The organism is Phnomibacter sp. (assembly GCF_036803085.1).
In the GTDB taxonomy this organism is placed as follows: Bacteria; Bacteroidota; Bacteroidia; order Chitinophagales; family Chitinophagaceae; genus Phnomibacter.
Genome location: NZ_DAIRUZ010000001.1, coordinates 43,249 through 69,378, shown reverse-complemented (window position 1 = coordinate 69,378; position 26,130 = coordinate 43,249). Strand labels below are relative to the sequence as shown.

The 26,130-nt window shown below is 47.5% G+C and carries 26 protein-coding genes and 1 pseudogene; 10 read left to right on the top strand and 17 right to left on the bottom strand.

Annotated elements, in window-relative coordinates; all coding sequences use genetic code 11:
• Positions 1–3: 3 nt before the first annotated feature.
• The 7 genes and pseudogenes from V7Q13_RS00270 to V7Q13_RS00240 form a co-directional block, all read right to left on the bottom strand.
• Positions 4–693 (bottom strand): DNA polymerase Y family protein, encoded by a 690-nt coding sequence (locus V7Q13_RS00270; RefSeq protein WP_333799366.1) that lies wholly within the window; start codon positions 691–693, stop codon positions 4–6.
• A 75-nt stretch (positions 694–768) separates the two neighbouring features.
• Positions 769–1,266, bottom strand: a pseudogene (locus V7Q13_RS00265) (DNA polymerase Y family protein); the annotation flags it as partial.
• Between the two features lie 109 nt (positions 1,267–1,375).
• The gene (gene rimM / locus V7Q13_RS00260; RefSeq protein WP_333798678.1) at positions 1,376–1,897 is read right to left on the bottom strand and encodes a ribosome maturation factor RimM; all 522 of its coding nucleotides are present in this window, start codon (positions 1,895–1,897) and stop codon (positions 1,376–1,378) included.
• 83 nt (positions 1,898–1,980) lie between these two features.
• Positions 1,981–2,472: a 30S ribosomal protein S16 gene (gene rpsP / locus V7Q13_RS00255; protein WP_333798677.1), complete on the bottom strand. Its 492-nt coding sequence runs from the start codon at positions 2,470–2,472 to the stop codon at positions 1,981–1,983.
• A gap of 178 nt (positions 2,473–2,650) precedes the next feature.
• Complete coding sequence (locus V7Q13_RS00250; protein WP_333798676.1) at positions 2,651–4,120, bottom strand: FG-GAP repeat protein; 1,470 nt, start codon at positions 4,118–4,120, stop codon at positions 2,651–2,653.
• 110 nt (positions 4,121–4,230) lie between these two features.
• Positions 4,231–5,544, bottom strand: a complete 1,314-nt coding sequence (ffh, locus tag V7Q13_RS00245; RefSeq protein WP_333798675.1) for a signal recognition particle protein — start codon at positions 5,542–5,544, stop codon at positions 4,231–4,233.
• A gap of 98 nt (positions 5,545–5,642) precedes the next feature.
• Entirely contained in the window at positions 5,643–6,518 is an 876-nt protein-coding gene (locus V7Q13_RS00240; protein ID WP_333798674.1) for a sigma-70 family RNA polymerase sigma factor, read from the bottom strand.
• Positions 6,519–6,817: 299 nt separating this feature from the next.
• Here V7Q13_RS00240 and V7Q13_RS00235 point away from each other — a divergent pair, with 299 nt between their 5' ends.
• Positions 6,818–7,198, top strand: a complete 381-nt coding sequence (locus V7Q13_RS00235; protein WP_333798673.1) for an START-like domain-containing protein — start codon at positions 6,818–6,820, stop codon at positions 7,196–7,198.
• Here the strand turns inward: V7Q13_RS00235 and V7Q13_RS00230 are convergent.
• Positions 7,195–7,788, bottom strand: a complete 594-nt coding sequence (locus V7Q13_RS00230; protein WP_333798672.1) for a hypothetical protein — start codon at positions 7,786–7,788, stop codon at positions 7,195–7,197. The two genes, V7Q13_RS00235 and V7Q13_RS00230, sit on opposite strands and share 4 nt — an antisense overlap.
• A gap of 8 nt (positions 7,789–7,796) precedes the next feature.
• Between V7Q13_RS00230 and V7Q13_RS00225 the strand changes: the two genes are divergently transcribed.
• The 8 genes from V7Q13_RS00225 to V7Q13_RS00190 all read left to right on the top strand — a co-directional run bounded on the left by V7Q13_RS00225 (position 7,797) and on the right by V7Q13_RS00190 (position 14,462).
• Entirely contained in the window at positions 7,797–9,236 is a 1,440-nt protein-coding gene (locus V7Q13_RS00225) for an LptF/LptG family permease (protein ID WP_333798671.1), read from the top strand.
• Positions 9,233–9,976: a superoxide dismutase gene (locus V7Q13_RS00220; RefSeq protein ID WP_333798670.1), complete on the top strand. Its 744-nt coding sequence runs from the start codon at positions 9,233–9,235 to the stop codon at positions 9,974–9,976. Before V7Q13_RS00225 ends, V7Q13_RS00220 begins: the two co-directional genes overlap by 4 nt.
• A 43-nt stretch (positions 9,977–10,019) precedes the next feature.
• Positions 10,020–10,427: an OsmC family protein gene (locus V7Q13_RS00215; RefSeq protein ID WP_333798669.1), complete on the top strand. Its 408-nt coding sequence runs from the start codon at positions 10,020–10,022 to the stop codon at positions 10,425–10,427.
• A 10-nt stretch (positions 10,428–10,437) separates the two neighbouring features.
• Positions 10,438–11,442, top strand: a complete 1,005-nt coding sequence (locus V7Q13_RS00210; RefSeq protein WP_333798668.1) for a cation diffusion facilitator family transporter — start codon at positions 10,438–10,440, stop codon at positions 11,440–11,442.
• Positions 11,432–12,106: a deoxyribose-phosphate aldolase gene (gene deoC, locus V7Q13_RS00205; protein ID WP_333798667.1), complete on the top strand. Its 675-nt coding sequence runs from the start codon at positions 11,432–11,434 to the stop codon at positions 12,104–12,106. The genes V7Q13_RS00210 and deoC overlap by 11 nt, the downstream gene beginning before the upstream one ends.
• 46 nt (positions 12,107–12,152) lie before the next feature.
• Positions 12,153–12,629 carry an SPOR domain-containing protein gene (locus V7Q13_RS00200; protein WP_333798666.1) on the top strand — a complete coding sequence of 159 codons (477 nt, stop codon included), beginning with the start codon at positions 12,153–12,155 and terminating at the stop codon, positions 12,627–12,629.
• Positions 12,630–12,631: 2 nt separating this feature from the next.
• Positions 12,632–13,822 (top strand): M20 metallopeptidase family protein, encoded by a 1,191-nt coding sequence (locus V7Q13_RS00195; protein WP_333798665.1) that lies wholly within the window; start codon positions 12,632–12,634, stop codon positions 13,820–13,822.
• A 277-nt stretch (positions 13,823–14,099) separates the two neighbouring features.
• Entirely contained in the window at positions 14,100–14,462 is a 363-nt protein-coding gene (locus V7Q13_RS00190) for a DUF2200 domain-containing protein (RefSeq protein WP_333798664.1), read from the top strand.
• 2 nt (positions 14,463–14,464) lie between these two features.
• Here the strand turns inward: V7Q13_RS00190 and V7Q13_RS00185 are convergent, their stop codons facing one another.
• From V7Q13_RS00185 to V7Q13_RS00165, 5 genes are all read right to left on the bottom strand, one after another.
• Positions 14,465–15,718, bottom strand: a complete 1,254-nt coding sequence (locus tag V7Q13_RS00185) for an NAD(P)/FAD-dependent oxidoreductase (protein WP_333798663.1) — start codon at positions 15,716–15,718, stop codon at positions 14,465–14,467.
• A gap of 21 nt (positions 15,719–15,739) precedes the next feature.
• Positions 15,740–16,033, bottom strand: a complete 294-nt coding sequence (locus tag V7Q13_RS00180; RefSeq protein WP_333798662.1) for a YciI family protein — start codon at positions 16,031–16,033, stop codon at positions 15,740–15,742.
• Positions 16,034–16,043: 10 nt separating this feature from the next.
• Positions 16,044–17,048, bottom strand: a complete 1,005-nt coding sequence (locus V7Q13_RS00175; RefSeq protein ID WP_333798661.1) for a 4-hydroxyproline epimerase — start codon at positions 17,046–17,048, stop codon at positions 16,044–16,046.
• A gap of 114 nt (positions 17,049–17,162) precedes the next feature.
• The gene (locus V7Q13_RS00170) at positions 17,163–18,650 is read right to left on the bottom strand and encodes an aldehyde dehydrogenase (NADP(+)) (protein WP_333798660.1); all 1,488 of its coding nucleotides are present in this window, start codon (positions 18,648–18,650) and stop codon (positions 17,163–17,165) included.
• Positions 18,651–18,737: 87 nt separating this feature from the next.
• Positions 18,738–19,658 carry a dihydrodipicolinate synthase family protein gene (locus tag V7Q13_RS00165; RefSeq protein ID WP_333798659.1) on the bottom strand — a complete coding sequence of 307 codons (921 nt, stop codon included), beginning with the start codon at positions 19,656–19,658 and terminating at the stop codon, positions 18,738–18,740.
• A gap of 136 nt (positions 19,659–19,794) precedes the next feature.
• Between V7Q13_RS00165 and V7Q13_RS00160 the strand changes: the two genes are divergently transcribed.
• Positions 19,795–20,664, top strand: coding sequence for an AraC family transcriptional regulator (locus V7Q13_RS00160; protein ID WP_333798658.1), 870 nt, complete (start codon positions 19,795–19,797; stop codon positions 20,662–20,664).
• Between the two features lie 25 nt (positions 20,665–20,689).
• Here V7Q13_RS00160 and V7Q13_RS00155 read toward each other — a convergent pair whose 3' ends face one another.
• From V7Q13_RS00155 to V7Q13_RS00140, 4 genes are read right to left on the bottom strand one after another with little or no spacing between them, the layout of a single operon-like run.
• On the bottom strand, positions 20,690–21,940 hold the full coding sequence (locus tag V7Q13_RS00155; RefSeq protein WP_333798657.1) for an AGE family epimerase/isomerase: 1,251 nt from the start codon (positions 21,938–21,940) through the stop codon (positions 20,690–20,692).
• Positions 21,927–23,132: a glycoside hydrolase family 130 protein gene (locus tag V7Q13_RS00150; RefSeq protein WP_333798656.1), complete on the bottom strand. Its 1,206-nt coding sequence runs from the start codon at positions 23,130–23,132 to the stop codon at positions 21,927–21,929. Before V7Q13_RS00150 ends, V7Q13_RS00155 begins: the two co-directional genes overlap by 14 nt.
• Positions 23,133–23,149: 17 nt before the next feature.
• The gene (locus tag V7Q13_RS00145) at positions 23,150–24,982 is read right to left on the bottom strand and encodes a sodium:solute symporter family protein (RefSeq protein WP_333798655.1); all 1,833 of its coding nucleotides are present in this window, start codon (positions 24,980–24,982) and stop codon (positions 23,150–23,152) included.
• Positions 24,979–26,127 carry a glycoside hydrolase family 26 protein gene (locus tag V7Q13_RS00140; RefSeq protein ID WP_333798654.1) on the bottom strand — a complete coding sequence of 383 codons (1,149 nt, stop codon included), beginning with the start codon at positions 26,125–26,127 and terminating at the stop codon, positions 24,979–24,981. Before V7Q13_RS00140 ends, V7Q13_RS00145 begins: the two co-directional genes overlap by 4 nt.
• Positions 26,128–26,130: the final 3 nt, after the last annotated feature.

The window sequence follows — 26,130 nt, the reverse complement described above, 5'->3', positions numbered from 1 at the left end:
AGGCTACTCATTCTTATTGTTAGCGTTGCGGTTAATCCACAAATCATCGGGCTTGCGGGCCTTGTCTTTGGCGGTGTTTTGTGCCCCTGCCCTAAACAATGCCGTTTTACCGAATTGTTTTTTTATATCGTCAATGGCATTGAATAAAGGCTTGTCCTGCTCCGGATTGTCAAACAAATTCATTTGAAACACATCGGTATCCAGCTGGCTGAGCTTTACACCAATAAGCCGCACTTTGCGGCTTCGGTCATAGGCTTCATGAAACAAAGCCTTGGCTTTGCGGATGAACACCAAATCGGAAGCCGAATGATCAATCACCTGTTGGCGGGTATGGGTCTCGAAATTTTCGTAACGGATTTTGATGGCCACACAACCAGCCAGTTTACCATCCTGCCGTAGTTCGTAGCCTATCTTTTCAGCCAAGCGGCTGATTTCTTTTTCCAGAAATGCAATGTCATTGGTGTCTTCGCTAAACGTTTCTTCGCTGCTGATGCTTTTCTGTTCGTGGTAAGGCGTCACAGCACCATTATCCTGCCCCAGCGATTTGCGGTACAAATCGAGGCCCCATTTGCCCAGCCAATGCTCCAGTTTTTCCGGCCCGTTTTTTACTACATCGCCAATCAAGCGTAAGCCTTTGGCTTGCAGCAGTTCTACGGTTTTGCTACCGCAGCCAGGTATTTTGCCAATGGGCATGGGTGCCAGATAAGCCTGCTCGGTGCCGGCAGGTATTTCTATTTCGCCATTGGGTTTGGCTTCATTGGTGGCTATTTTGCTAATGAGTTTGTTGCTGGCAAGGGCAAATGAAATGGGCAATCCTGTTTCCTGCACTATCGTTTTTTTCAACGACAACAGATACGGGAAAACCGGATAAAACTTGTCCATACCCGTGAGGTCGAGGTAAAATTCATCCACGCTGGCTTTTTCTACCAGCGGCACTTTCGCCAATATAATATCCGTTACCATGCGGCTATAATGGTGATAATGGCCGGAGCCGCTCCATACAAAAATGGCTTGCGGTCAAAGCTTGGCAGCCTGAGCCGTGGGCATGGCACTGTGTACACCAAACTTGCGGGCCTCGTAGCTGGCAGAGCACACCACACCACGGTTGCTGGTGCCGCCCACAATTACGGGTTTGCCAATAAGGTCGGGGTTCAGTAGCCGCTCTACCGAAACAAAAAACGAATCGAGATCAATATGGGCAATGCGGCGGTTGATAGAAAAAGCTTTTATTGTTTGGGAGTGGTAGTTCGCAACGAGAGTTTGCAATTTGCAGTGGGCAGTTTGCAGGAACGCTAATCATCTGTCCAAAAGATAACTGCTGAAAATCCAAATACGTTGATGATTGGAAACTGCGAATTGCAAACTGCAAACTTATTTAGGCATTCAAATAAATCTCCAACAACCCTTCTGGCAACAGTACATGCACGTGCTTTTTTTGCTGATCTATTTTCAGCAGGCTGTCTTCGTGCAGGGGTATCAATACTTCTTTTTCGTTGATGAAAATGGTACAGAGCAATTGGTGCGGTTGTTCAATCACTTCCGCTATTTCGCCCAGCGTTTTCCCATGGTCAATCACCATAAAACCGAGCAGCGAGATGGATGCATGCTTGGCCACATGTTTGTCAAAATCGTCTTTCTTCAGCCACACTTGCTTTTGCAATAAAGCCGTGGCTTTTTCCCGACTATCGATACCTTCTAATTGCACCACTACTTCATCGGGGGCTTTGCCCTTGGCTGCCTGCAAAAAATAAGGCAGTTTGGAACCGCTTTTCTCTTCAATCATCAAGGCGGCCACCCCTTGCAAATCTGTTTTTTTGCCCAGAGCGTGTTGCAAAATCATTTCGCCTTTCAAGCCTACTACGGCTACCAACTTACCCACCGAAACTGTTTCTATCATGGTACAAAAGTATTGGCGATGCACATAAAAAAATCCCGCTCCGATAGAATCGAAGCGGGACGATAATTTGTCTGAACGAGTAATTATTCAGCAGCAGCATCTGCGGCAGGAGCCTCAGGAGCAGCTTCTTGAGCAGGAGCTTCTGCTACAGGAGCGGCGGCTTCTACCTTTTTAATTACTGGAGCCTGACGGCTGTCTTTCACCTGACGGCGATTGGCGGCTGAGCGGCGGGCGTTGTTGGCTTCATGTTCTTCGTGCCAAGCCTGGAATTTAACCATAGCAGTAGCTTCGTCGAACAGACCCAGCTTTACACCACGCAGCAGGTGTTTCAGGTACAATACGCCTTTGAAGCTCAGGATACGACGAACAGTGTCGGTAGGCTGAGCACCTTTGTGCAACCACTCCAATGACTTCTGACGGTCAATTTGAATAGTAGCAGGTACAGTCAGGGGATTGTAAGTACCTAATTTCTGAATGAACTTTCCATCGCGGGGTGAACGGGCATCTGCCACTACGATGAAATAAAACGGACGCTTCTTCGATCCGTGACGCTGCAAGCGGATTTTAACTGGCATCTTAAATAGACATTTAAATGCGTGAAACAATAAATTTTAAAACTCTCCCAATGATTTGGGATGGCAAAAGTAGCGCCCGACGATTATATGAGCAATTCTCTTTTAAAAATGCTTGTCGAAATGGCTATTTTTTGACATTTATCAAAGCGAAAAATTACCCCAAACCCGGCTGGCATGGTTATTCTACGTTGATAAAGGCCACTTTGCCATTACCCATATTAAAAAAGTACCCGCCAACGGCTACGTTGCCTGCATTTACAGTAACCGTAGTTCCGAAATTATTATTGGGGGTAGTAGTACCATCGGTAATAGACCGCTGACGAAGGCAGGCTGTTACTGTACCAAAAGCGCCTTGTGTGGTACCAAGTTTGTACACCAATGCCTGCCCTTGTGCCGCATAGCCATTTACATTTTTACCCGGCATACCTACCACCAGATAGTCTCCATTTAGTGAAACACTGGCGCCAATCATATCCCCATTTTGGGCATCGGATACGGCCACGTCGGCGTGGTAGTTCCAAGTGCCATACTCCAATTTGTACACGTATGCACGTCCTGCACCGGCGATGGAGCCTACGCCAGTTTCATAAGGAGAACCCACTGCCAGATAATTGCCTTTGAGGGAAACACTGGTACCATACTGGCCACCCGTAGCAACCGAGTTGGTATAAAAAGTTAATGCCCACTCAGGATTGCTCTGCCGGTACTTGATGGCCACCACGCCTTTGTTGCTGTTGTTGCCCGGTGCCCCAATGGCTGCAATACCCGTAGTAGCATCAATGGAAACACTGCTGCCGTATTTAGAATTCCCGGTTCCCTGATCCCAGATATCGCGGTAGTCCTGCACCCAATCGGGCAAAAACGAAGCGTAACGCCAAATGTAAATGGCGCCTTCATTGTTGCGGGTGGGCGGCTGGTTTACATACTCTTTGCCAGGTGCGCCAATAATGGCCAATGTGCCATCAAGCGCCACACTGGTACCGAAGTAATCTTCAGCCGCGGCATCACTGGCGGTCATTATTTTTTCCTGTACCCAAGTACTGCCATTGTAGCGAAAAGCATAGGCTTTTCCGGCATCAGCTTTGGAGGGTAAATCAGCGAGGCTGGCTCCTAATACCATTGCAGTGCCGTTTACACTTACACTAAAACCAAAGCGGTCGCCACTGGCACGGTCGCTGGCTTTCAGCAATTGGCGAAAGGTCCAGCTGCCATTTACTTTTTCGTACATAAATACAGCACCGTATTCGCCGTTTTCAAATTGGTCGTGGTGGCCAAAAGCACCTACTGCAGCCCAGTTGCCAGAGATGGATACACTACAGCCATAGCCCTGCCCGAAGAATGAAGTAGGTGGCTGACTATAAGCTGGTGGCAGAGAAGAAGGGTCTCCAAAAAGCAAGGCACTCCAACTGCTGCCATTGTACATCATTACAGTTTGTTTGTCGGTATCGTACACCAGCAAGCCTACGGCTTTTTTGGGCATGGCATTGCGCTGCGCAGAAGTCAGCCGGGGAATGAGCAGGCCCTGTGTGCTACTCTGCACATCGAGGCGGGCCGAAGAGTCTGGCGCATTATTGCCAATGGCAATATTGTTTTGGGCAAATAGCGTTGGTGCCAGCAACAGCATGCAGGCGGTGAGCAGTTGTTTCATGTGAAGATGCGATAAGATTTTTCAGACTAAAAAATGCGGCGCAATGGTAAGCAAAAAAAGAAGTGGCGCCGAATGATCCCGGCGCCACTTGCTTATTATTTTTCAACGACTTATCGACGTCCCATCATGCCACCCATCGGCATTTTGTTCATCATCTTCATCATCTGCTTCATTTGCTCAAACTGCTTCATGAAGGCATTTACCTCTTCCAGTTTTTTGCCGCTGCCTTTGGCAATGCGGTTTTTGCGGGAAGGGTTGATAAGATCAGGATTGGCTCTTTCTTCGGGCGTCATGCTGTGTATCATGGCTTCAATGCCTTTGAATGCATCATCGGGAATATCCAGGTCTTTTACCTGCTTGCCCAAACCGGGTATCATGCCCAGCAAATCTTTCATGTTTCCCATTTTTTTGATTTGCTGAATCTGCTGCAAAAAGTCTTCGAAGTCGAACTGGTTTTTACGGATTTTCTTTTCCAGCTTTTTGGCTTGCTCTTCGTCAAACTGAGCCTGCGCTTTTTCTACGAGAGTGGTAATATCACCCATGCCCAAAATACGCTGCGCCATACGGTCGGGATAGAACACATCGAGTGCATCCATTTTTTCGCCGTTGCTTACAAACTTTATGGGCTTATCTACCGTGTACTGTATGGAAATGGCAGCACCACCCCGGGTATCGCCATCGAGTTTGGTGAGCACCACGCCGCTGAAGTCGAGGCGGTCGTTGAAGGCCTTAGCCGTGTTCACCGCATCCTGACCGGTCATACTATCCACCACAAACAAAATCTCTGTGGGATTCACGGCGGCTTTAATGTTGGCTACTTCGGTCATCATCACTTCGTCTACCGCCAGGCGGCCGGCAGTATCGATGATGACTACGTTTTTATTTTTGGCTTTGGCTTCGGCAATGGCAGCTTTGGCTATGCTCACCGCATCTTTATTCTCCCTGTCGCTGTACACATCCACCTGTACTTGCTCGCCCAGCACATGCAGCTGATCGATGGCCGCAGGGCGATAAATATCGGCTGCTACCAGCAACGGACTTTTCTTTTGGCTCTTGAGATAATTGGCCAGTTTGCCACTGAAAGTGGTTTTACCGCTACCCTGCAAGCCGGCAATTAAAATAACTGCAGGATTGCCGGTGATGTTGAATTCGCTGGCTTTGCCGCCCATCAGTTCGGTGAGTTCGTCTTGTACAATCTTCACCATTTGCTGGCCGGGGCTCACACTCAGCAGTACTTTTTCGCCCATGGCCTTGTCTTTCACCTTATCGGTAAAATCCTTGGCTATCTTATAGTTTACGTCGGCATCTACCAGTGCCCGGCGAATGTCTTTTACCGTATTGGCTATGTTCAGTTCGTTGATGCGCCCCTGGCCTTTAATATTTTTAAACGCCGACTCTAACCGCTCCGATAATGATTCGAACATGAAACTTGATTTTTAATACACAAAGAAAAAAGGATGCAATCAAGCAAGATTACATCCTAAAAATGAGGTGCGAAATTAAGGGAAGGAACCGAACCGAATCAGGTTCCCAAATAAACTTTCAGCAGCTTGGATCGGTTGGTGCTTTGGAGTTTTGCCAGGGCCTTGTCTTTTATTTGCCGCACCCGCTCCCGGGTGAGGTGAAAGCGATGGCCAATGTCTTCGAGGCTCAGTGGATTATCGATACCGATGCCAAAGAAATAGCAGAGCACTTCTTTTTGCCTTTCGGTGAGGGTATTGAGGCTGCGGGTGATTTCTGTTTTCAACGATTCGTGGTGGTCGAGGTTGGCATTGGCCTGATCGGCATTGGGGTTGGCCATCAGGTCTATCAATGAGCCATCTTCACTATCAGAAACGGGTGCATCCATGCTGATATGCCTGCCGCCAATACTCAGTGTGGCAGCCACTTCATCGGTTCCCATTTCCAGCACATCGGCCAGTTCTTCCGGCGTGGGCTCCCGTTCGTACTCCTGCTCCAGCTGGTTGAAAGACCGGGTTATTTTGTTGGTGAGCCCCACTTTGTTGAGCGGCAGCCGTACAATGCGGCTTTGCTCGGCCAGGGCCTGCAAAATGCTTTGGCGAATCCACCAAACGGCGTAAGAAATGAATTTGACCCCCCTTGTTTCATCAAACCGCTGGGCGGCACGAATGAGGCCGAGGTTGCCTTCGTTGATGAGGTCGCTCAGGGTAAGCCCCTGATTTTGATACTGCTTAGCCACACTTACCACAAAACGCAGGTTGGCCCCTACCAGCCGGTCGAGTGCCCGCTGATCGCCTTGTTTAATGCGGATGGCTAATTGAACTTCTTCTTCGGGTGAGATGAGTTCCACCCGACCAATTTCTTGCAGATACTTTTCCAGGCTTTGCGATTCCCGGTTGGTAATAGATTTAGTAATCTTGAGTTGGCGCATACTCATAGAGCAGAATTTTTGGTGGTTGAAAATGTGTGTTTGTTATGGGTAGTAGTTAGTGGTCGTATGCCAAAATCTCGCACTCCGGGGCCTTACTCTCAGTAGGAAAGTTAAGGGATAGTGAAACCCCAATCCAAAAAAAACTAGTGATAAAACAGAAAAATAATCCCGCAAACCCTTGTTTGTGGAGGGTTTCAGGTAATTCATCTCAACAGACGGACCTGTAAAATTTATTTTGAGGCGTCGATTAATTTTCTATTATTGCACCGATCGCAACATTGAACCACAATAACTTCTGCGAGTAGATGACTAAGAAGCAAAAATTCACACTGGAATATCCTGTTAGGTGCTCACCCACCATTTTGTACGAATTTCTGGCAACCTCCAACGGTTTGCAGGAATGGTTTGCAGATAAAGTAGATGATAAAGACAACGTTTGGCTCTTTACCTGGAATGGTAGTACCGAAAAAGCCGAAGTAGTAGAGCAGGAACAAGACAAATTTGTAAAATTTCGTTGGCTGCATGCCCCTTCCGAAGAGTTTTTTGAATTTCGGATTGAAAAAACGGAAGTAAGCAACCAAACAATTTTGGTGATTACCGATTTTGCCGAAAAAAACGAAATCAAAGACCAGAGCCAGCTGTGGGGATATCAGGTGAAAGACCTGTTTCACCGCCTTGGCAACTAGCACTTTTGCAAAGCGGCTACCAATTGCTGGTATGCCTCCGCATAAAATTGAAATGCCTGTACCCATTGGGATACAGGTATTTTTTTTGCAGCTATGTAAAAAACGTTGGCTGCTGTGTCAGTGCAATCCGTATGCTCATTCCACTCAGCATTAGGCAACTCATAATTCCACGGATTGCTGGTGCTGCCGCAAAGCCAACCCTGCTGTTGTAGTTGTGGCAGTATCGGCCTAAATCTTGATGCATACTCACCGGATAGCTGCAAACGGATGCTGAAATGATGCCCCCACCAGAAAAAGCTACGGATGGCAAAATTTCCATGTTTGTCAAAACAACGGGGATAATCGAGCATTACCCACGGCATTTGTTCATACTGCTCCCCTTTCGAAATTTTGGGCTGCCCCAAAAAAGCCTGCGGGTGTTGCACAGTCAACGATGCCGCCTGCTGGCGATACACATCGGCCAGACATCCGAAAATTTCATACACATCAGCAATAATGCGGTGCTTCGTTAAAATGAAAGCATCCTGCGAAGCCAACTGCCATTCTGCAGCTGAAAGTGCTAATTTTGGCGACCTTACGGGCAAATCCATTACACGGAGTGATTAAACAATTAGACAAACTGATACTACGGGCTTTCATCGGTCCATTTCTTGCCACTTTTCTAATCGCCATTTTTGTACTCATCCTGCAATTCTTCTGGCTATGGATTGATGATTTTGTGGGCAAAGGTATAGATATGGCCACGCTGGGCGAAGTAGTGTTGTATGTAGCCGCCAGCTGGGTGCCTGTGGCATTACCACTGGCTATGCTGCTCTCCACCATTATGACCTTTGGCAACCTCGGCGAAAGCTATGAACTCGTTGCCATTAAATCTGCCGGCATATCGTTGCTGAGATTTATGCGGCCCATTTTTTTAGCCAGTTTACTTATTGTAGGTGTGGCTTTTTTATTCAACAACAACATCATTCCTATTGTCAATCTCAAACTGAATAAACTGAAGTACGAGATTGTGTATTCCAAACCAGCATTCGATATTAAGCCTGGTGTTTTTTACGACAACATAGAAGGCTATGTAATTAAACTGGGTAGCAAAGAAAACGACGGGCAGTTGATTAAAGATGTGATCATTTACGAAAAAGGCAACTACCTGCAAGATAATCTGCTGCTGGCCGACAGTGGCTCCATGACGGTGAGCAATGACAAGCGTTTCCTCAAGTTTCACCTGAAGCACGGCACCCGCTACGAAGAACGAGGCATGCGAAGCACTACCAACACTGAACTCATAAGGGTTGGCTTTGATGAATATGAAAAAATATTTGACCTCACCAGTTTTTTCAGGGTACAATCAAACGACAGTTTGTTTAAAGACAACTACCGGATGCTGAGTGTAAGGCAGCTCAAGCATTTTATGGATTCGGTGGTGGTAAAAAAAGATTCACTCAGCAAACGCATTCGCAATGAAGTGAGTGCCAATTTTAGTTTTGCTACGCAATACGACAGTGGTAAACTCAAGCTGCCCATTGTACAAAAAGCCCCAAAAAATTTGCAAGCTATTTTCCCCGATAGTACCAAAACAATACTGGCCGATATGGCATTGTCGAAAATTAATGCAGCTAAAACTTCGATGGATTTATTTTATGCAGACTACAATAGCCGCAGCCGCGAAATAAGGGAGTATATGATTGGCCTGCACCAAAAGTTTGCGTTATCTTTTGCATGCTTTGTAATGTTTTTGATTGGTGCACCGCTGGGCTCCATCATTCGCAAAGGCGGCATTGGCACCCCGCTCGTTTTTGCCGTTATCTTTTTTGCCATTTTCCATTTGCTCAATACTACTGGCGAAAAGCTGGCCAAAGAAGCGGTACTTTCTCCCTTTGTAGGCACTTGGTTGCCTTCCATTGTGCTGGTGCCCATTGGTATTTTTCTGGGTTACAAAGCCATGCGGGATTCGCAGCTTTTCAACAAAGAATTTTACTACAGAACAGCAGTACAATTTAAAAAATTCATCCGGCGCAATGCCACAAAAAATAACGCATGAAAAGAAGACATTTCTTAACCGAAGGTTCGAAAGCTGCTGCAGGTATTGTGGTAGCAGGTGGTGCATTGGCCAGCCTCAGTGCTTGTGGCAATAAGGCTCAAGCTACTGCCAGCAAATTCTATGCAGGCACCCCCGCACTCACACAACGTGCTTTGGGTTATGATTACAATGCTTTGCTGCCCTCCATAGATGCAGCTACCATGGAAATACATTACACGAAGCATGCAGCTGCATACACAAAAAATATGACCGAAGCATTGACTGCTGAAGCTCCTGATACCAAGCAATTAGAAACTTTGTTTGCCAACATGAGCAAGTACAGTGCAAAGCTGCGCAACAATGCCGGCGGCCATTACAACCACGAAAGTTTTTGGCGCTTTATGAAACCCGGTGGTGCGGCTATGCCTGCTGCACTCAAAACCGCCATCGAAAAACAGTTTGGTTCAGCAGCCGACATGCGAACTGCTTTTGCCGCTGCGGGTACGGGCCGCTTTGGCAGTGGCTGGGCTTGGCTGGTAGTAGATGCTAATAAACAATTGAAAATTGGCAGCACCCCCAACCAAGACAATCCGCTGATGGATGTGAGTGAATTGAAAGGCTATCCCATTTTAGGATTAGATGTATGGGAACATGCTTACTATTTGAAATACCAAAACAAACGGGCTGATTACATAGCTGCCTGGTGGAACATAGTAAACTGGGAAGAAGTAAATGCCCGGTACGAGTTTGCACTTAAGTAACGCATCTGTATTGCTGCAACATTAAAACATCAATAATAAACCAATGAAGACAATCACCCGATGGTCGAAAGACATGGCTTTTGAAAGTGAATATGACGGACATGCTATTGAACTAAATGGTGCTACCGGCCCCGACGGTAAGCGACTGGCCTTTAGCCCGAAAGCATTGTTGCTCAGCGGCCTTGCCGGCTGCAGTGGCATTGATGTAGTGGAAATTCTCTCCAAAATGAAAGTGCCTTTTACACAGCTGGAAATAGAAGCCGAAAGCGAACCTGTAGCTGAGCATCCAAAGGTTTTTCAAGACATTATTATTGAATACAAAATTGATGCCGCACCAGCAGATGAAGACAAAGTAAAAAGAGCAGTATCTCTTTCGTTGGAAAAATACTGTGGTGTAGCGGCCATGCTACGCAAAAACAGCGCCATCGTTCCAAAAATAACCTTGATATAAATTTACACAAATGCCTGCACGTGAAGCAACGCTACAATCCTTTCGGATACAACGCTGGATAACATTGGTAGGCGTTGTACTGCTGTTGCTCAAATTTGCAGCGTACTACCTCACCCACTCCGTGGCCATACTTACCGATGCACTGGAAAGTATTGTAAATGTGGTAGCCGGGGGCATCAGTTTGTACAGCTTGTACGTGGCGGCAAAACCCCGCGACAAAGATCACCCTTACGGACATGGGAAGGCTGAATTTTTATCGGCCGGTGTAGAAGGTACACTCATTGCCGTAGCAGGTGTTTGGATTATGTATGAAGCCATTCAAAAATTGTTGCATCCATCGCCTGTGCATCAGTTAGATTTTGGCATTGTGCTCATTGCTATAAGCGGGGTGGTCAACTATTTTGCCGGCATGATTGCTGAAAATACAGGAAGGAAAAACAATTCGCTGGCCATTGTAGCTACCGGTAAGCACCTTAAGAGTGATGCTTACTCCACAGCAGGATTGGTAGCCGGTTTATTGCTACTCATGTTTACCCAATGGCAATGGGTGGATAGTGCCGTGGCATTGCTGTTTGGCTTGCTCATCATCTTCACCGGCATTGGTATTGTACGCAAAAGCGTAGCCGGCATTATGGATGAAGCCGACACCGATTTGTTGCAACAAATGGTAACGCTGCTCAACAAAGAACGCCAGCCAAACTGGATTGACTTGCACAACCTGCGCATCATCAAATACGGCAATCAAATGCATGTTGATTGCCACCTCACCATTCCATGGTACCTCAATGTACACGAAGCCCACGCCGAAGTAGACCTGCTCACCAATGCAGTGCGGCATGAGTTTGGTAGTAGTTTAGAAATCTTCACCCACACCGATGGCTGCCTGCCCTTCAGCTGCCGCATTTGTCAGGTGCAAGAATGCCCACACCGCAAGCAACATTTTGTACGCAGCATTCCGTGGACGCTGCACAATCTTTTTGAAAACAAAAAACACCGCATCGAACATGAAGCATAATATAGCCGCCGCCGTTGACCATACATTACTCAAACCTGGTATGCTGGCCAGCCAGGTTGAGTTACTCTGCGAAGAAGCCAAAACACATGGTTTTGCCGCCGTATGTGTATCACCGCTGTTTGTAAAACAAGCCAAGCAGGCTTTGGAAGATAGCAGCGTAAAAGTGGCTACTGTTATCGGTTTCCCCTTTGGCTACTCGGCCATCGAAGCCAAACTGGCCGAGACCTTGCTGGCAATTGTAGATGGTGCCGATGAACTCGATGTGGTCATCAACTTTACGGCCATCAAAAATAACGACTGGACATTTGTGGCGAATGAAATCAACCACCTGATGCCAGTGATTACTGCCAACAACAGAACCATCAAAGTAATTATCGAAAGTGGCGTTCTCACCGATGATGAAATCATCAAATGCTGCGAAATTTATGGTGCAGCAGGTGTGCATTTTATGAAAACCTCTACCGGCTACGCCGAAAAAGGTGCCAGCGTTCATGCCGTTGAACTGATGCGCAAACACCTGCCTGCCCACATCCAAATCAAAGCTTCTGGTGGCATCAGAGATGCAGCTTTTGCTGAAGCACTAATGGATGCCGGCGCCACCCGCCTAGGTACCAGCAGCGGCATTGCATTGGCACAGGGCAAAGCATCCACTACCCAATATTAACAGGCTGCGCAACAGCTACTACACCCCCACCGTTAAATTTGCAGCTATGAACTGGACTAAATTTTTACCCGTCATTGCAGCCTTGCTCCTGTGCAGCTTCGCATTGCATGCTCAACAAACAGACAGCACCGCTACCGCAGTGGTACATGCCGACCCAAGAGTAAACTGGCTGGCAGAAAAGCAGGCGCAAATCAACAAGGTATCGGTGTACAAAAACAGCGCAGGCCAATGGAAAGGCTACCGGGTGATGGTGCTCAACAGCAACAACCGCGACCTGGCCAACAAAACCAAGGCCGACCTGCTCAAATACTTTCCCGACAAAGGCGTGTACATGGCCTATCAGGCACCGTATTTCAAACTCAAAGCCGGCGATTTTGTAAAACGGGAAGACGCAGAAAAATTCAGGAAAGAACTCAGCAAATATTTTACGGGTAGTTTGTTTGTGATGAACGACATCATTAAAGTAACTGCCGAAGAAGAAGCCAAAATATTAGCCGCCGAAAAAGGCGAAAAAGAATATTAAGGATGACTGTAACTCTACAAGAAATTATACAACAAAAAGCAGCTGCATATCAATCGGACTGCATAGCCATACGCCATCATTTACACAGCCATCCGGAGCTCAGCTATCAGGAATTTGAAACATCCGCTTTTATACAAGTCGAACTCAATAAGCTGGGGATTCCTTTCGTAGTAATGGCTACCACCGGCGTAGTGGCGCTTATAGAAGGCAAGGATCCCGACAGCCGGATCATTGCACTCCGTGCAGATATTGATGCACTCCCCATTCAGGAAGAAAATGATCTGCCCTACAAAAGTACCCGACCAGGCATTATGCATGCTTGTGGGCACGATGTACACACCACTTGCCTGTTGGGCGCAGCCCGCATTCTTCATGAAACAAAAGAACATTGGGAAGGCACGGTGAAACTCATTTTTCAACCCGGCGAAGAAAAAAATCCCGGTGGCGCCAGCCTCATGATTAAAGATGGCGTACTCAGCAACCCCAAACCCGACGGCATTATAGCGCTGCATGTACATCCGGGCTTGCCTACCGGTCAGTTGAGTTTTCGCAGTGGCACCGTTATGGCCAGCGCCGATGAATTGTATTTTACCGTGAAGAGCAAAGGTGGCCATGCTGCTGCTCCGCACCTCACCAGCGATACCATTTTGGCAGCCTCACACTTGGTGATTTCACTACAGCAAATCATCAGTCGCAACAACAATCCTTTCAACCCTTCCGTGCTCAGCATTTCCTCTTTTCAGGGCGGGCATACCACCAACGTTATTCCCAGCGAAGTAAAGCTCATGGGCACTTTGCGCTGCATGAACGAAGAGTGGCGTTTCAAAGCACACGCACTCATTCGCCGCCATGTGCAGCACCTCGGCGAAGCTATGGGTGTAGATATGAGTGTACATATCGATGTAGGCTATCCCACTGTGCTCAACAACGAACGCCTCAACAGCAATGCAAGAGTGTTAGCCGCCACTTATTTTGGCGACAGCCACATTGAAGAAACCGAAATGCGGATGGGTGCCGAAGACTTCGGCTATTATGCCCAGCAAATACCAGCCTGCTTCTTCCGCCTCGGCGTCATGAACGAATCCAAAGGCATTACCAGCGGCGTACATACGCCCACTTTCAATGTTGACGAAGCCGCCATTCAAAATGGCGTCGGCATCATGGCCTGGCTCGGCGCTACACTGCGGTATTAAGACTTTTTAGCTATTGAATAACTCAACATTAAAGCCCCTGTATATGCACGTTATACAATGCATACACAGGGGCTCTCTACTCTTGTACTCATAGCATCAGTCGTTCACGCTGCTCCGGGCTCCGCTACCGCTCCGGCCCCTCCTGCGTCGGGGCTCCCCCTGCACATCGTGCAGCCCTTCAGCTTTCGTAATTCTATTTTGCAAACAGATCTCCAGGCCAACAGCTGTTTTTGCCTGCTCAACATTTGCTATACTTGCAATGTACAACCAACCAGCCATGCAAATCAACGAAGCCCAGCAACAACGCATTGCCAACATGAGCTTTGCATCCGTTTACCCTCACTACATTGCCAAAGTTGAAAAGAAGGGCCGCAGCAAAGCCGAGCTTGATGAAGTCATTCTGTGGCTTACCGGCTACACGGCAGATGAATTGCAAGCCCACATCAACAACAAAACCAACTTCGAAAACTTTTTTGGACAGGCACGGTTACATCCCAATGCCCACCTCATTACAGGCGTTATCTGCGGCTACCGCGTAGAAGACATTGAGCACCCACTGACGCAACAGGTACGCTACCTCGACAAGCTTGTAGACGAACTTGCCAAGGGCAAAAAAATGGAGAAGATTTTACGGCAGTAAAATCAATCAAACCGGTGCACAGCGTATGGAGCCAAATCCACAGAAGTTGATTTTTCTGCAGCCAGTTCGCTTACCAGTTTACCCGTTGCAGCACCCAGGCTCATGCCTACCATGGCATGCCCTGTGGCTACAATACAGTTGCCATATTTTTCCGTTCGACCGATAAAAGGCATACCATCGGCACTGCAAGGGCGGTAGCCATACCATACATCTTTCAATTCAGGTGTCGGTATGTTGGATTCAGGGAAATACCCCTGTGCCGCTTTCACAATGCCCAACACCCGGTTCATGCGGGGCGGTGCATCCAGATTCGTTATTTCCATGGTGCCGCCCAGGCGGGTATGCTGTGCATCAAAGGGTGTCAACGCCACCCGGCCTTCCATCAGCACCGCAGGATGTTGCAGCGGTAGTTCGCCATTGCCAAATACCATGCTGTAGCCACGGCCGCCAACCAACGGCAGCGATACATTCACCAGTTTCGCTACTTCCCTGCTCCACGAGCCGGTGGCAATCACCACCACATCTGCCGACAACCATTCATTGCCTGCTTTCACTTTACTGATGCGTCCTCCCTGCTTCTCTACTTCATCAACTGCAGCATTCGGCACAAAGCGAACACCAGCTTGTCTGAGATGTTTCTGCATTTGCTGCATTACTTTATTGGGATGCAAATGCGCATCGCATTCAAAATACAATGCCCCTTTGATATTGAGTTTTACCTGTGGCTCCATGGCTTGAACTTCATCAGCCGTCAACACACGGGTACCAGCCAAACCCAATGCCAGTGCCTCTTTCACCGTGTGATGCGCATGATGTTCTTTCTCTGCCGTTTGAAAATATTCCAGCAATCCTTTGCGCTGATACGCAAACTCGAACCCTGGCAATGACAACCAGTCTTCATACAGTTTTTTACTCAGCAACGCAATGTCTCGGAGCGGCACCGCATTCTTCGCTACATTTTGCGGTGTAGCATGTTTTACAAATTTCAAACCCCAACTGATAAGCCCCCAATCGAGGCGGGGCTTGATATAAAAAGGGCTCTCCGGATTGAGCATCCAACGCAAGCCCTGGCTAATGATACCCGGCGACGCCAATGGCACAAAGTGACTGGGACAAACATATCCGGCATTGCCATAGCTGCAGTTGTCATTGAAATCGCCCCTGTCCACAATGGTTACATCAAAACCTTCCTGTTGTAAATAGTAGGCACTGCTCAATCCAACAATGCCGCCGCCAATCACTACTGCTGTTGCCATATCACTTGCTGATTAAAATTGTTACTCCACATTGGCCACTATAAATGGCTGTACTGAAATTTCTTGCCACACTCCCTGCTGTATGTATGGCTCATTGTTATACCAATGCTCAAAGTCGGCTTCGGTTTCAAACTGCACAATCATAACACTGCCATTCATTTGCCCCTGTTCGTTGAGCGTGGCGCCACCCACCACAAACTGGCCATTGGCTTTTAGCCGGCTGGCACCGGCCAAATGAAAAGGCCTGGCCTGCATTCTTCTTTCCAATGCATCCGCATCAACTCCATCCTTGGCTATTATCACATACTGTTTCATATCGCATCGTTTATATCACCTGAAATCCATACGCATACGGATCATCGTCAGTATCAATCCAAATATTATTGTAGCCATAAATACGGGCCCAACCTTCAATACTGGGACGCATGGCTGGCTTGCCATGCACCGTCAGTTCTTCCTCAATACGACCAATAAACTTACTGCCAATGATGCTTTCATGAATGAAGGCATCCCCTTTCTTCAATAAGCCTTTGGCATACCACTGCGCCATTCTTGAAGAAGTGCCCGTGCCACAAGGCGAACGGTCAATGGCTTTATCACCATAGAACACAGCATTTCTGGCGGTAGATGTTTTGTCTATCACAGCACCAGTCCATAAAATATGGCTGCAACCATGAATGGTGGGATTATCCGGATGCACAAATTCATATTGTGCATTGATGTTTTTGCGCAGCTCTCTGGCCCATGCTACCAATTGATCGGCGCTGTAATGTTCCAGGCCTTTGAAATTTTTTTGTACATCCACAATGGCATAAAAGTTTCCGCCATACGCTACATCAATCACCAGCTCTCCCAAGCCCGGACATTGTGCTGTCAACTCCGTACTATGCAAAAATGCAGGCACGTTGGTGAGTTTAACGGACTTTACCTTGCTGCCTTCTTGTTGGTATTCAATCATGACCAAACCCGCCGGTGCTTCCATTCGAACAATGCCCGGTGTTTTGGGTTGAATCAATCCTTCTTCAATGGCAATGGTAATGGTGCCAATGGTTCCATGGCCACACATGGGCAAACAGCCACTGGTTTCAATAAACAGCACCGCTACATCATTGGCCGGGTCGTGTGGTGCATACAAAATGCTGCCACTCATCATGTCATGTCCGCGGGGCTCAAACATGAGTCCTTGTCGTATCCAATCATACTCCTGCATAAAGTGCTGGCGCTTTTCACTCATATTAGCACCCTGCAACACAGGTCCACCTTCTTTTACCAACCGCACCGGATTGCCACAGGTATGTGCATCCACACAATGAAATACAGACTTCGGCATACTTATTTTTTCACTTGCTTTTCAGAACATTAAAATGGATACACGATATTAGATTTGCCAATACACGTTAGACTCTCAGAGCATGAACGACTACATCAATGCATGATCGTTCAATTAAGCAATCGCATCTTTCGACAACTGTCCATTAATGCTGCGCAGCAGCTGCAACGGATTGGCATTTTGCAGTTCGGCAGGCAGCCAATGGTCGGGCCAGCTTTGATAGGCAATAGGACGTGCAAAACGCTTGATCGCATCTGCGCCTACAGAAGTAAAACGGCTATCAGTAGTAGCAGGAAACGGTCCGCCATGATGCATGGCGTGGCAAACTTCTACACCCGTTGGCACACCATTCAAAATAAAGCGGCCACATTTTTCTGCGATGGCATCCAGCAAAGCAGTATGCAATTGCAAATCATTTTCCGTACCCATAACGGTAGATGTCAATTGTCCTTCCATAGCATGTGCTACAGCCAGGAGTTCCTGTTCATCAGCACACTGTACCAGCAAACTAAACGGACCAAATACTTCCTGATGCAACAACGGATTGTGTAAAAATGTAGCGGCATCTACAGTGGCAATAGTGGCCACTGCCTGCGCATCATCTGCACTTTCCAAACCCGCTGCCAACAGCGTAATGCCTTGCTGCGCCAATGCTGCAGCCCTTTTAGCCACGTAGGCTTTTTGTATGCCTGCATGCAGCATATTGCCTGCAGGGATAGCCGCAACAGCCGTAGCCAGCGCCGTTGCAAAATTGACTAACGCACTTCCCTTTATGCCCACCAAAATACCGGGGTTGGTGCAAAACTGTCCAACGCCTAATGTAATAGAACCGGCATATGCATTGGCAATACTCACAGCATCCCCGGCCAGTTTTTCGGGCAGCAAATACACCGGATTGACACTGCCCATTTCGGCAAACACCGGAATGGGTTCTTTGCGCTGATTGGCCAGATCGAACAAGGCTTTGCCACCGGCAAACGAACCCGTAAAACCTACAGCCTTGGTGCGTGGATGCAACACCAACGCCTGCCCCACTTCGAATGAGGCACCATGCACGTGTGTAAATACAGCCGCTGGCAAACCACAAGCAGCCACAGCCGCATGTATCATATCGGCAACCAGTTGGCTGGTTTGCGGATGCGCCGGATGTGCTTTTACTATCACCGGACAACCTGCTGCCAAAGCAGTGGCGGTATCGCCACCAGCAGTAGAGTATGCAAAAGGAAAATTACTGGAACCAAACACCACTACAGGACCAATGCCCACCAGCATTTTTCGGATGTCAGGTTTCGCAGGTACTTTCTCGGCATTGGCCGTGTCAATTCTTGCTTCGAGCCAATCGCCCTGCACTGTTGCATCGGCATAGCTACGCAATTGAAAGATGGTCCGCCCCCTTTCACCACGCAGTCTGGCTTCGGGCAAATGCGTTTCGGCCATGGCGGTGTGTATCAACCCATCGCCGCTGTTTTCCAGTGTATCGGCAATGGCATACATCAATGCTGCCCGCTGCTGCAGCGGCACTTTTCTAAATGCAACAGAAGCCGTGTAAGCGGCTTCCATTACGGCATGAATCAGATCAGCGGTAGCGTCTGTATAGTTCATGAAAAATATTTTATTGAATGATGCAGCAATGTAGGCAAATGACAGCGATTGCCCCTACCTACATGGCCTATAATTATACGAATGAGATTACAACGCTATCGACAAATAATCGGGCAACGTTGGACGCACTGCCAGGGCTTTATCGATCACCGATTCAATACGCTGACGCTCCTCACCTACGAGTGTAAGGCGGGGTGCACGTACATACTCGCTGCCAATGCCCACTTTGGCTTCGCACAGCTTGATGTATTGCACCAACTTGGCATGAATATCGAGCTCTAGCAATGGCATAAACCAACGGTAAATAGCCGCTGCTTCTGCAATGCGGCCAGCCTTAACCAGCCTGTAAATGCATACCGTTTCGGCAGGGAAGGCACAGACGAGGCCAGCCACCCAGCCATGTGCTCCCATCACCAGTTCTTCCATGGCGAGGGTGTCCACACCACACAATATTTTCAGGTCGTTGCCAAAACGATTGATGAGTCTTGTGACATTGGTAATATCACGGGTTGATTCTTTCACCGCCTGAATGTTTTTGTATTGCAGCAACGTATCAAACATTTCAGGAGTACAGTCAATTTTATAATCAACGGGGTTGTTGTAAATCAAAATAGGGAGGCTGGTATTTTTAGCCACCGAAGTAAAATGAAACAGGGTTTCGCGGTCGTCGCTTTTGTACCGCATGGGTGGCAACAGCATCAGGCCATCTACACCCCATTTTTCGGCCAGTTGTGCCTGACGAATGGCTTCGTTGGTGCTGCCTTCAGCCACATTCAGCAACACCGGAATTTTACTGCCAAAACCTTTCAGTGTCTCTTTTACCAGCACTTCTTTTTCTGCTTCGGTCAGGGTACTGGCTTCGCCCAATGAGCCACCAATGATGATGCCATCTACACCGGAGCTTACTTGCACATCAATATTATGCAGGTACAAATCCATATCCAGTTGATCATCGGCAGTAAACTTGGTAGTAATAGCGGGATAAACACCGTTCCATTGAGGTTGCATAGCAAAATGAATTTTAAAAGATGATACACAAAACTATTCCGGTTACAATCGTGACAGTTTGCGGCACTTGGTCAATCATTTACCGATATTAACCAGTTTTAGCAATCATTGCATACTTTGCGTTTATATTGGTGAAATGAAGATTATCCCGTTTACCATACCAGTGCCCGATGGCAGCAGCATTCATGTACAGCACGAAGCGTTGCCGGCATTTTATCCGCACCTGCACCGGCACAAAGAATGGCAAATCACCGCCGTTCTGAAAGGAACAGGAACGCTCCTAGCAGGCAATGTGCTCATTCCATTTGAACCCGGGCAACTGTTTGTATTTGGTGCCCAGCTACCGCATGTATTCAAAAGCGACCTGCACAACAATAAAACCAAACGCAAACAGATTTACGCAGAAGCGTACAGCGTATTCTTTAGTACCGATGCAGGGCTACAATCGCTATTGGCACTACCCGAAATGCGCAGCATCGACAAATGGCTGACTAAATACCAGGCCGGCTGTTGCATTCAGGGAAAACAAACCGTTGCTCTCACCGAACTATTGCAACAGGTAGTAAAAGAGGAAGGAGCCAAACGCCTCAGCAGCCTCATCGCATTGATGCATGGGTTAACTACTGCGAAATCGCCAATGGCTTTTGGCGGAAGTCAGCGGGTACTGAGCGATGCTGCGGGGCAGCGCATCAACAACGTGATACAATACACCCTGCAGCATTATACCGGTCATATTGCCATAGCAGATGTGGCCCGCACCATTCATATGACACCGCAGGCATTTTGCCGGTATTTCAAACAACATACCCGCAAAACTTACATCAATTTTGTAACGGAGCTGCGCATACAAGAAGCTTGTAAACTACTGCAACAAGCACAAACAGAAAATGTAAGTGCCGTGGCCTGGCAAACAGGCTTCAACAGTGTACCCAACTTCAACCGGGTGTTTAAAAAAGTAACCGGCACCACCCCGGGCTTGTATGCAGCGAGGTTTAAAACATTTTAATCAGGCTAATGCTGATCTGGATTCATTATCCTTTCAGCAACCAGTCAATACGTTGCGCTGTTTCGATACAGGCACGGCTGTTGTGATACGGACATTTCCAGAAACCGGCACGGTCTTCTTGCATGGCACGACCGCTTTCATCAATGCCCCAGTGCCACTCACCAGGTGATTCGGATTTCAAATGGTTACGGATATACAACCAGCTTTTCACCGATTGCTCCAGCATCAGTTCATTGCCCCCCATGCAATAGGCATGCATAAAACCAACCATGGCCTCTGCTTGTGGCCACCAATGTTTCTCCTTGTTCAATACGCCTGTATCCGTGTGCTGTTCATACCACATGCCGCCATCGTCATCCACACCTTTCATTGCAGCTGTAGCCATCGAAACCGATAACGATGCAACCTGTTGCATCAGCTCTTTGTCTGCAGTACAACAGGCAGCTTCGTACAACAACCATGATGCTTCTATATCATGCCCGTAAGAAATGATATGCGATTGAACCTGCCAATCAACATCAAAAAATAAGTGTTGAGTAAAACGCTGTGGAGAGACTATGTGCTGCTGAAAAAGATGCAACAAATCAATGATAGCCTGTCGTACCTGCTGATTGCCTGTAGCATGATACAGACTACTATACGCTTCCAGTACGTGCAGATGCGTATTCATAGATTTACTCACATTGGCATCTTTATCGCTCAGGCGCAAATCGTCTATGGCAGTAAAGTTTCGGGCAAAGGCTTCGATGTAACCACCTGCATGTACATCTTTACAACGCCCTTCAATCAGGAGAAAAACATCCATGGCAACAGCAGTGGCCTCCGCCGATTGAAAAGTGCTGGCGTAAGTGCTTACCGCATACAAGGCAAACGCCTGCCCATAGGTTTGCTTTCGGTCGTTGAGACATTTCCCTTCGCAATCAACACTCCAGTAAAACCCGCCAAATTGCGGATCGAAAAAATAGTGCCGCAGGTATTGATACAAACGATGTGCGGTTGCAGCATCAGACGCTTTCTTGCGAAAGCTATAAGCGGCTGAGTATGTCCACAGTAAACGGCTGTACAACACCAGGCCCCTTGCTGCCGCAGGTTCTATAGCGCCGGCATGCGTCATGCGGCCATGAAAAACACCTGCATCATCTTGCATATGTGTGCTCCACCAATCCACAATCTCATCCAGCTCTGCTATGCATTGCTGATGATAGGTATGCAGCAATTCCACTTGCAGCGGCGACAAGGGTGGCAGTTGCAGCATGGCTTGTTTAAACGCTTGCATAGAGTGTTGCAGCTACAACTGCCTGAGCATTGTTTTTTTGAATAAGCGACAAAATATTAGCTACCGAACCGGCAGAACGAAATGTGTCAGCAGGTGTATGCATCACATAATCCAGCAGTTGATCAATGCTGCTCACAGCTACATGCATGCGGGTGTCAGAGGAAGCATAATAAATCAATACACGACCATCCTCATCGGCAATCCAACCATTGCTGAACAATACATTGGACACATCACCAATGCGTTCTTCGCCTTCCGGCGCCATAAAATATCCGGCAGGTTTGTATATCACTTTGCCAATATCTGCCAAATCTGTCATAAACAGATACAACACATAACGAAGTCCTGCTGCAGTATTACGTACACCATGTGCCAGGTGCAACCAACCATGTGCTGTTTTGATGGGTGCTGGCCCCAACCCGTTTTTCAATTCATATACCGTATGGTACATTTTTTTATCCAGTAGTAGTTCTTCAGTAATAACCGCCTGTTCCATACTTGTCGCAAATCCAAGTCCGATACCACCACCTCTGCCGGCATCAATAAAGCCATCTTGCGGACGGGTATAAAACACATACTTACCATCCACAAACTCGGGATGCAATACCACATTGCGTTGCTGTGGAGAAGGCGTCACCAAATCGGGCAAGCGTTCCCATGTTTTTAAATCGGTGGTGCGTACAATGCCGCACTGTGCTACCGCCGACGACTGATCAGAAGCTGGTACACCTTTAGCTTTTCTTTCTGTACAAAACAATCCGTAAATCCAGCCATCTTCATGCTGCACCAATCGTATATCGTAAACGTTCGTATCAGGATCATACGTTTCAGGAATGACACAGGGTGTATCCCAAAAACGAAATCCCTGAATGCCATCCTCACTTTCTGCAATCGCAAAAAATGATTTGCGGTCGGCACCCTCTACCCTGGCCATCAGTACATATTTGTTTTGCCACTTCATGGCACCGGCATTGAGCACTGCATTCACAGCAATGCGTTCCATCAAATAAGGATTGTCTTCCGGATTCAAATCATATCGCCACTCCAGCGGCACATGTGCTGCTGTGAGTACAGGATGTGTGTATCGTTGAACAATTCCGTTCGTACCGGCACAGGCCTCATTGGGCCGATGCAACAGCAACTCATGCTGTGCAGTCAGTTGAGCCAAACGGCTGTAAAAGTTTTCTTTCATGCTTGTCTTTTTATGTGCTAATCTTCCAGTTTATTCCACCAGGTGTATTTCAGCACCATTACAATAACCGTTAATACTGCGATGGTGATGAGCAATGGCAGCTTCATCCACAATACAATGTACATGGGCAGTATGGTAAGGCAGCACTGTGCTATGATGCCCAACACCACATTGAACATGTCGAGTTTGAATCTTTTATTGGCTACAAAATCGGGCTGCTCTTTCAATAGCACTTCATGCACCGGCTTCCAAAAACCCCATGGTTTTACGGTACTGTAAAAACGTGTAAGCGTAGCCATGTCTGTTGCCGGCGCTGTGTAGGTACCTATCAAACAACCTGCAATAGAAATCACAAACAACAATGGCCAGATGTACAAAAACAATCCGTCGTACAGCTTCAAAAAAACAAGTGCCGAGCCAATGCCACTGGCCATGCCCCAAAAAAAGCCATTGGCATTAAAGCGCCACCAATACCACTTCATCAGGTTGGCCGCAATATAACCGCCATACAAACCGCCCACTATCCATTGCAACACACTGTTGACGTCTTTGGCAAAAAAGCCAAGTACAATGCCTATAACCACCACCAAAACACCTACGATGTAATTGGTACGAATGATTTGCGTGTTGCTGGCCTCCGGACGGATATAGCGCAAATACACATCATTGACGATGTAGGCCTGTGCGGCATTGAGGGTGCCGGAAAATGTACCCATAAATGCACCCAATAAACCTGTGAGTACAAGACCTAAAATACCTACGGGTAAAAACTGATTGACAGCAGCAGGCAAAATTCTTTCAAAGTCTGTTCCCGACTCGCCGGCCAAATTCAATTGCGGAAAATACAGCAATGCCAACACCGTTAATCCTATGACCATGGAGTAACGAACCGGGAGCAATATGATGGACACAAAACCGGTCATCTTGCTGGCTTCCTTTGGCGAACGGGTCGACAATATTTTTTGCATGTCGTAGTTCGGCGCCGGGCCGGCCAAACTGGCAAATACCCCTTTGAATAACATCATCATGAAAAAGATGCCGAACAATTCAAAACCATCGTTGGCAATTTTTTCATTGGCAGCAGGCACAATGGCTGACCAATCAAGATTGAGGTGCCAACCAAAAAACGGATTGAGCCAACCTTCAGGCACATGCAGCGGCTGTGTACTACTATGCAAATGTTGCATGGCAATGATGGCAATGGCCACACAAGCCACCGTCATGATGACGTACTTGATAACATCACCCAATACAATGCTGTGCATGCCACCCAATATAGAATAGAACATGGCAAACAGCGTAAATACAATTCCGTAGAAATGTGCCACATATCCTGCCGGCACATCAAAAGGCACATACCCTTTCACTACTTCCCACGGCACAAATATTTCCATGAATTTACCCAAACCAATAAAACCATAGGCCAGAAAACCAAAGCAACCAATGAGGGCAAATACCACCACCACATGGTGCGAACCTTTCACGCCCTTGCCTTGTGTACCAAAGCGGGTAGCCAGCCACTCAGCACCGGTATTGGCATTGGAGCGACGCAACCACTTCGATAAAAACATCATCATGAATACCTGATTGAACACAGGCCACAACCAAGGAATCCAGATACTCTTGAGCCCGTACACAAAACACAGCGACACCATCCACATGGTTCCGCTGATGTCAAACATATCGCTGGCATCACTCAGGCCCAACATATACCAGGGCAGTTTTTTGCCGCCCATGAGGTAGCTCTCTTTGTTTTCACGTGCTTTTTTGCGCATGTAAAAACCAATAAACACCATGGTGGCGAGGTAAGCCAGCACAATCGAAATATCCAGCCATTGTAATTGTATCATCTCTTACGCTTATTCACTTTTTGATTGGCCAGTTTTTGTTGAAACAACATCACGGGGTGCTGATAGAATCGAAGAAAATCGGCCGCCGATACCTGCCCTGCATAGGGTCCGTAATAATGCATTTTGCCTGTGGAAGGCATATAACCATGATTGCGCCACACCAACACATACGACAATGGATACCTTTCCACAATGGGCAACAACACGGTTGTCCACCATTGCGGATCGGGTACAGCTTCCATGCCTGTTTCAGCAAGAGCTGCAATTTTCTTGTGCGACTGTGCCGTAGCACACAATACCTGCACCCGCTGCTGCATGATTTGTATAAACTGCTGCTTTTGTGCTACCGGTTCATGCTGATACTGATCGAAGCTCATCACATCCACCACATCATCACCGGGGTAATATTGTAGGAAAGCCTGTGCATCGGCAAACTCGGCTGTGTTGTATACATACAGCAAATGATGGAGCTTTTTTTGCTCCCGCAAATACTGTACCGTATAGCGCCACAATTGCTGTATATTTTCTGCTGTTGCATTGTTTTTACACCACCAAAACCAGTTGCCCGTTACTTCATGAAAGGGCCGAAACAACACAGGAATATACCTGCCGTTGTCATCTTTCAGGTCTTGCATAAATACAGCTACTTTATCGAGCCAGCTATTGAACACTGCATGCTTACTGCCACCGGGTAAAATGGATGCAACAGTGCCATGTGTGGTATCCCATGCCGAGCCACCTGTAAGCGGATTGCGCAAATGCCAGCTGATGGTGATAACAGAACCGGCTGCATGCACCTGACGGATGTATTGCTTCATGCTATCAAAGGGTACATCATCCAAATTTTTAGCAGCATCTAATTCCAGGTGACCAATATCCCAGCCCATCAACCCCGGATGTTCACCTACCACTGTGGCCACATCACTTTTACCCGGAATGCCTTTCCAGCCTACACCATAGGCCAGTGCATCCTGATGGCCAAAAATGCGGTACTTCGACTGCAAAGTATAGAGCCGTTGAAACAACCGCTTGGCTTCTTTGGTAGCATGCTTATCCGACACCTGCTGTGCGGATGCCGGCAATAGCCAGCCTGCACAACAGCCTACACACAACACAACCCAAAACTTCCGTATCCTTTTCAGCATTCT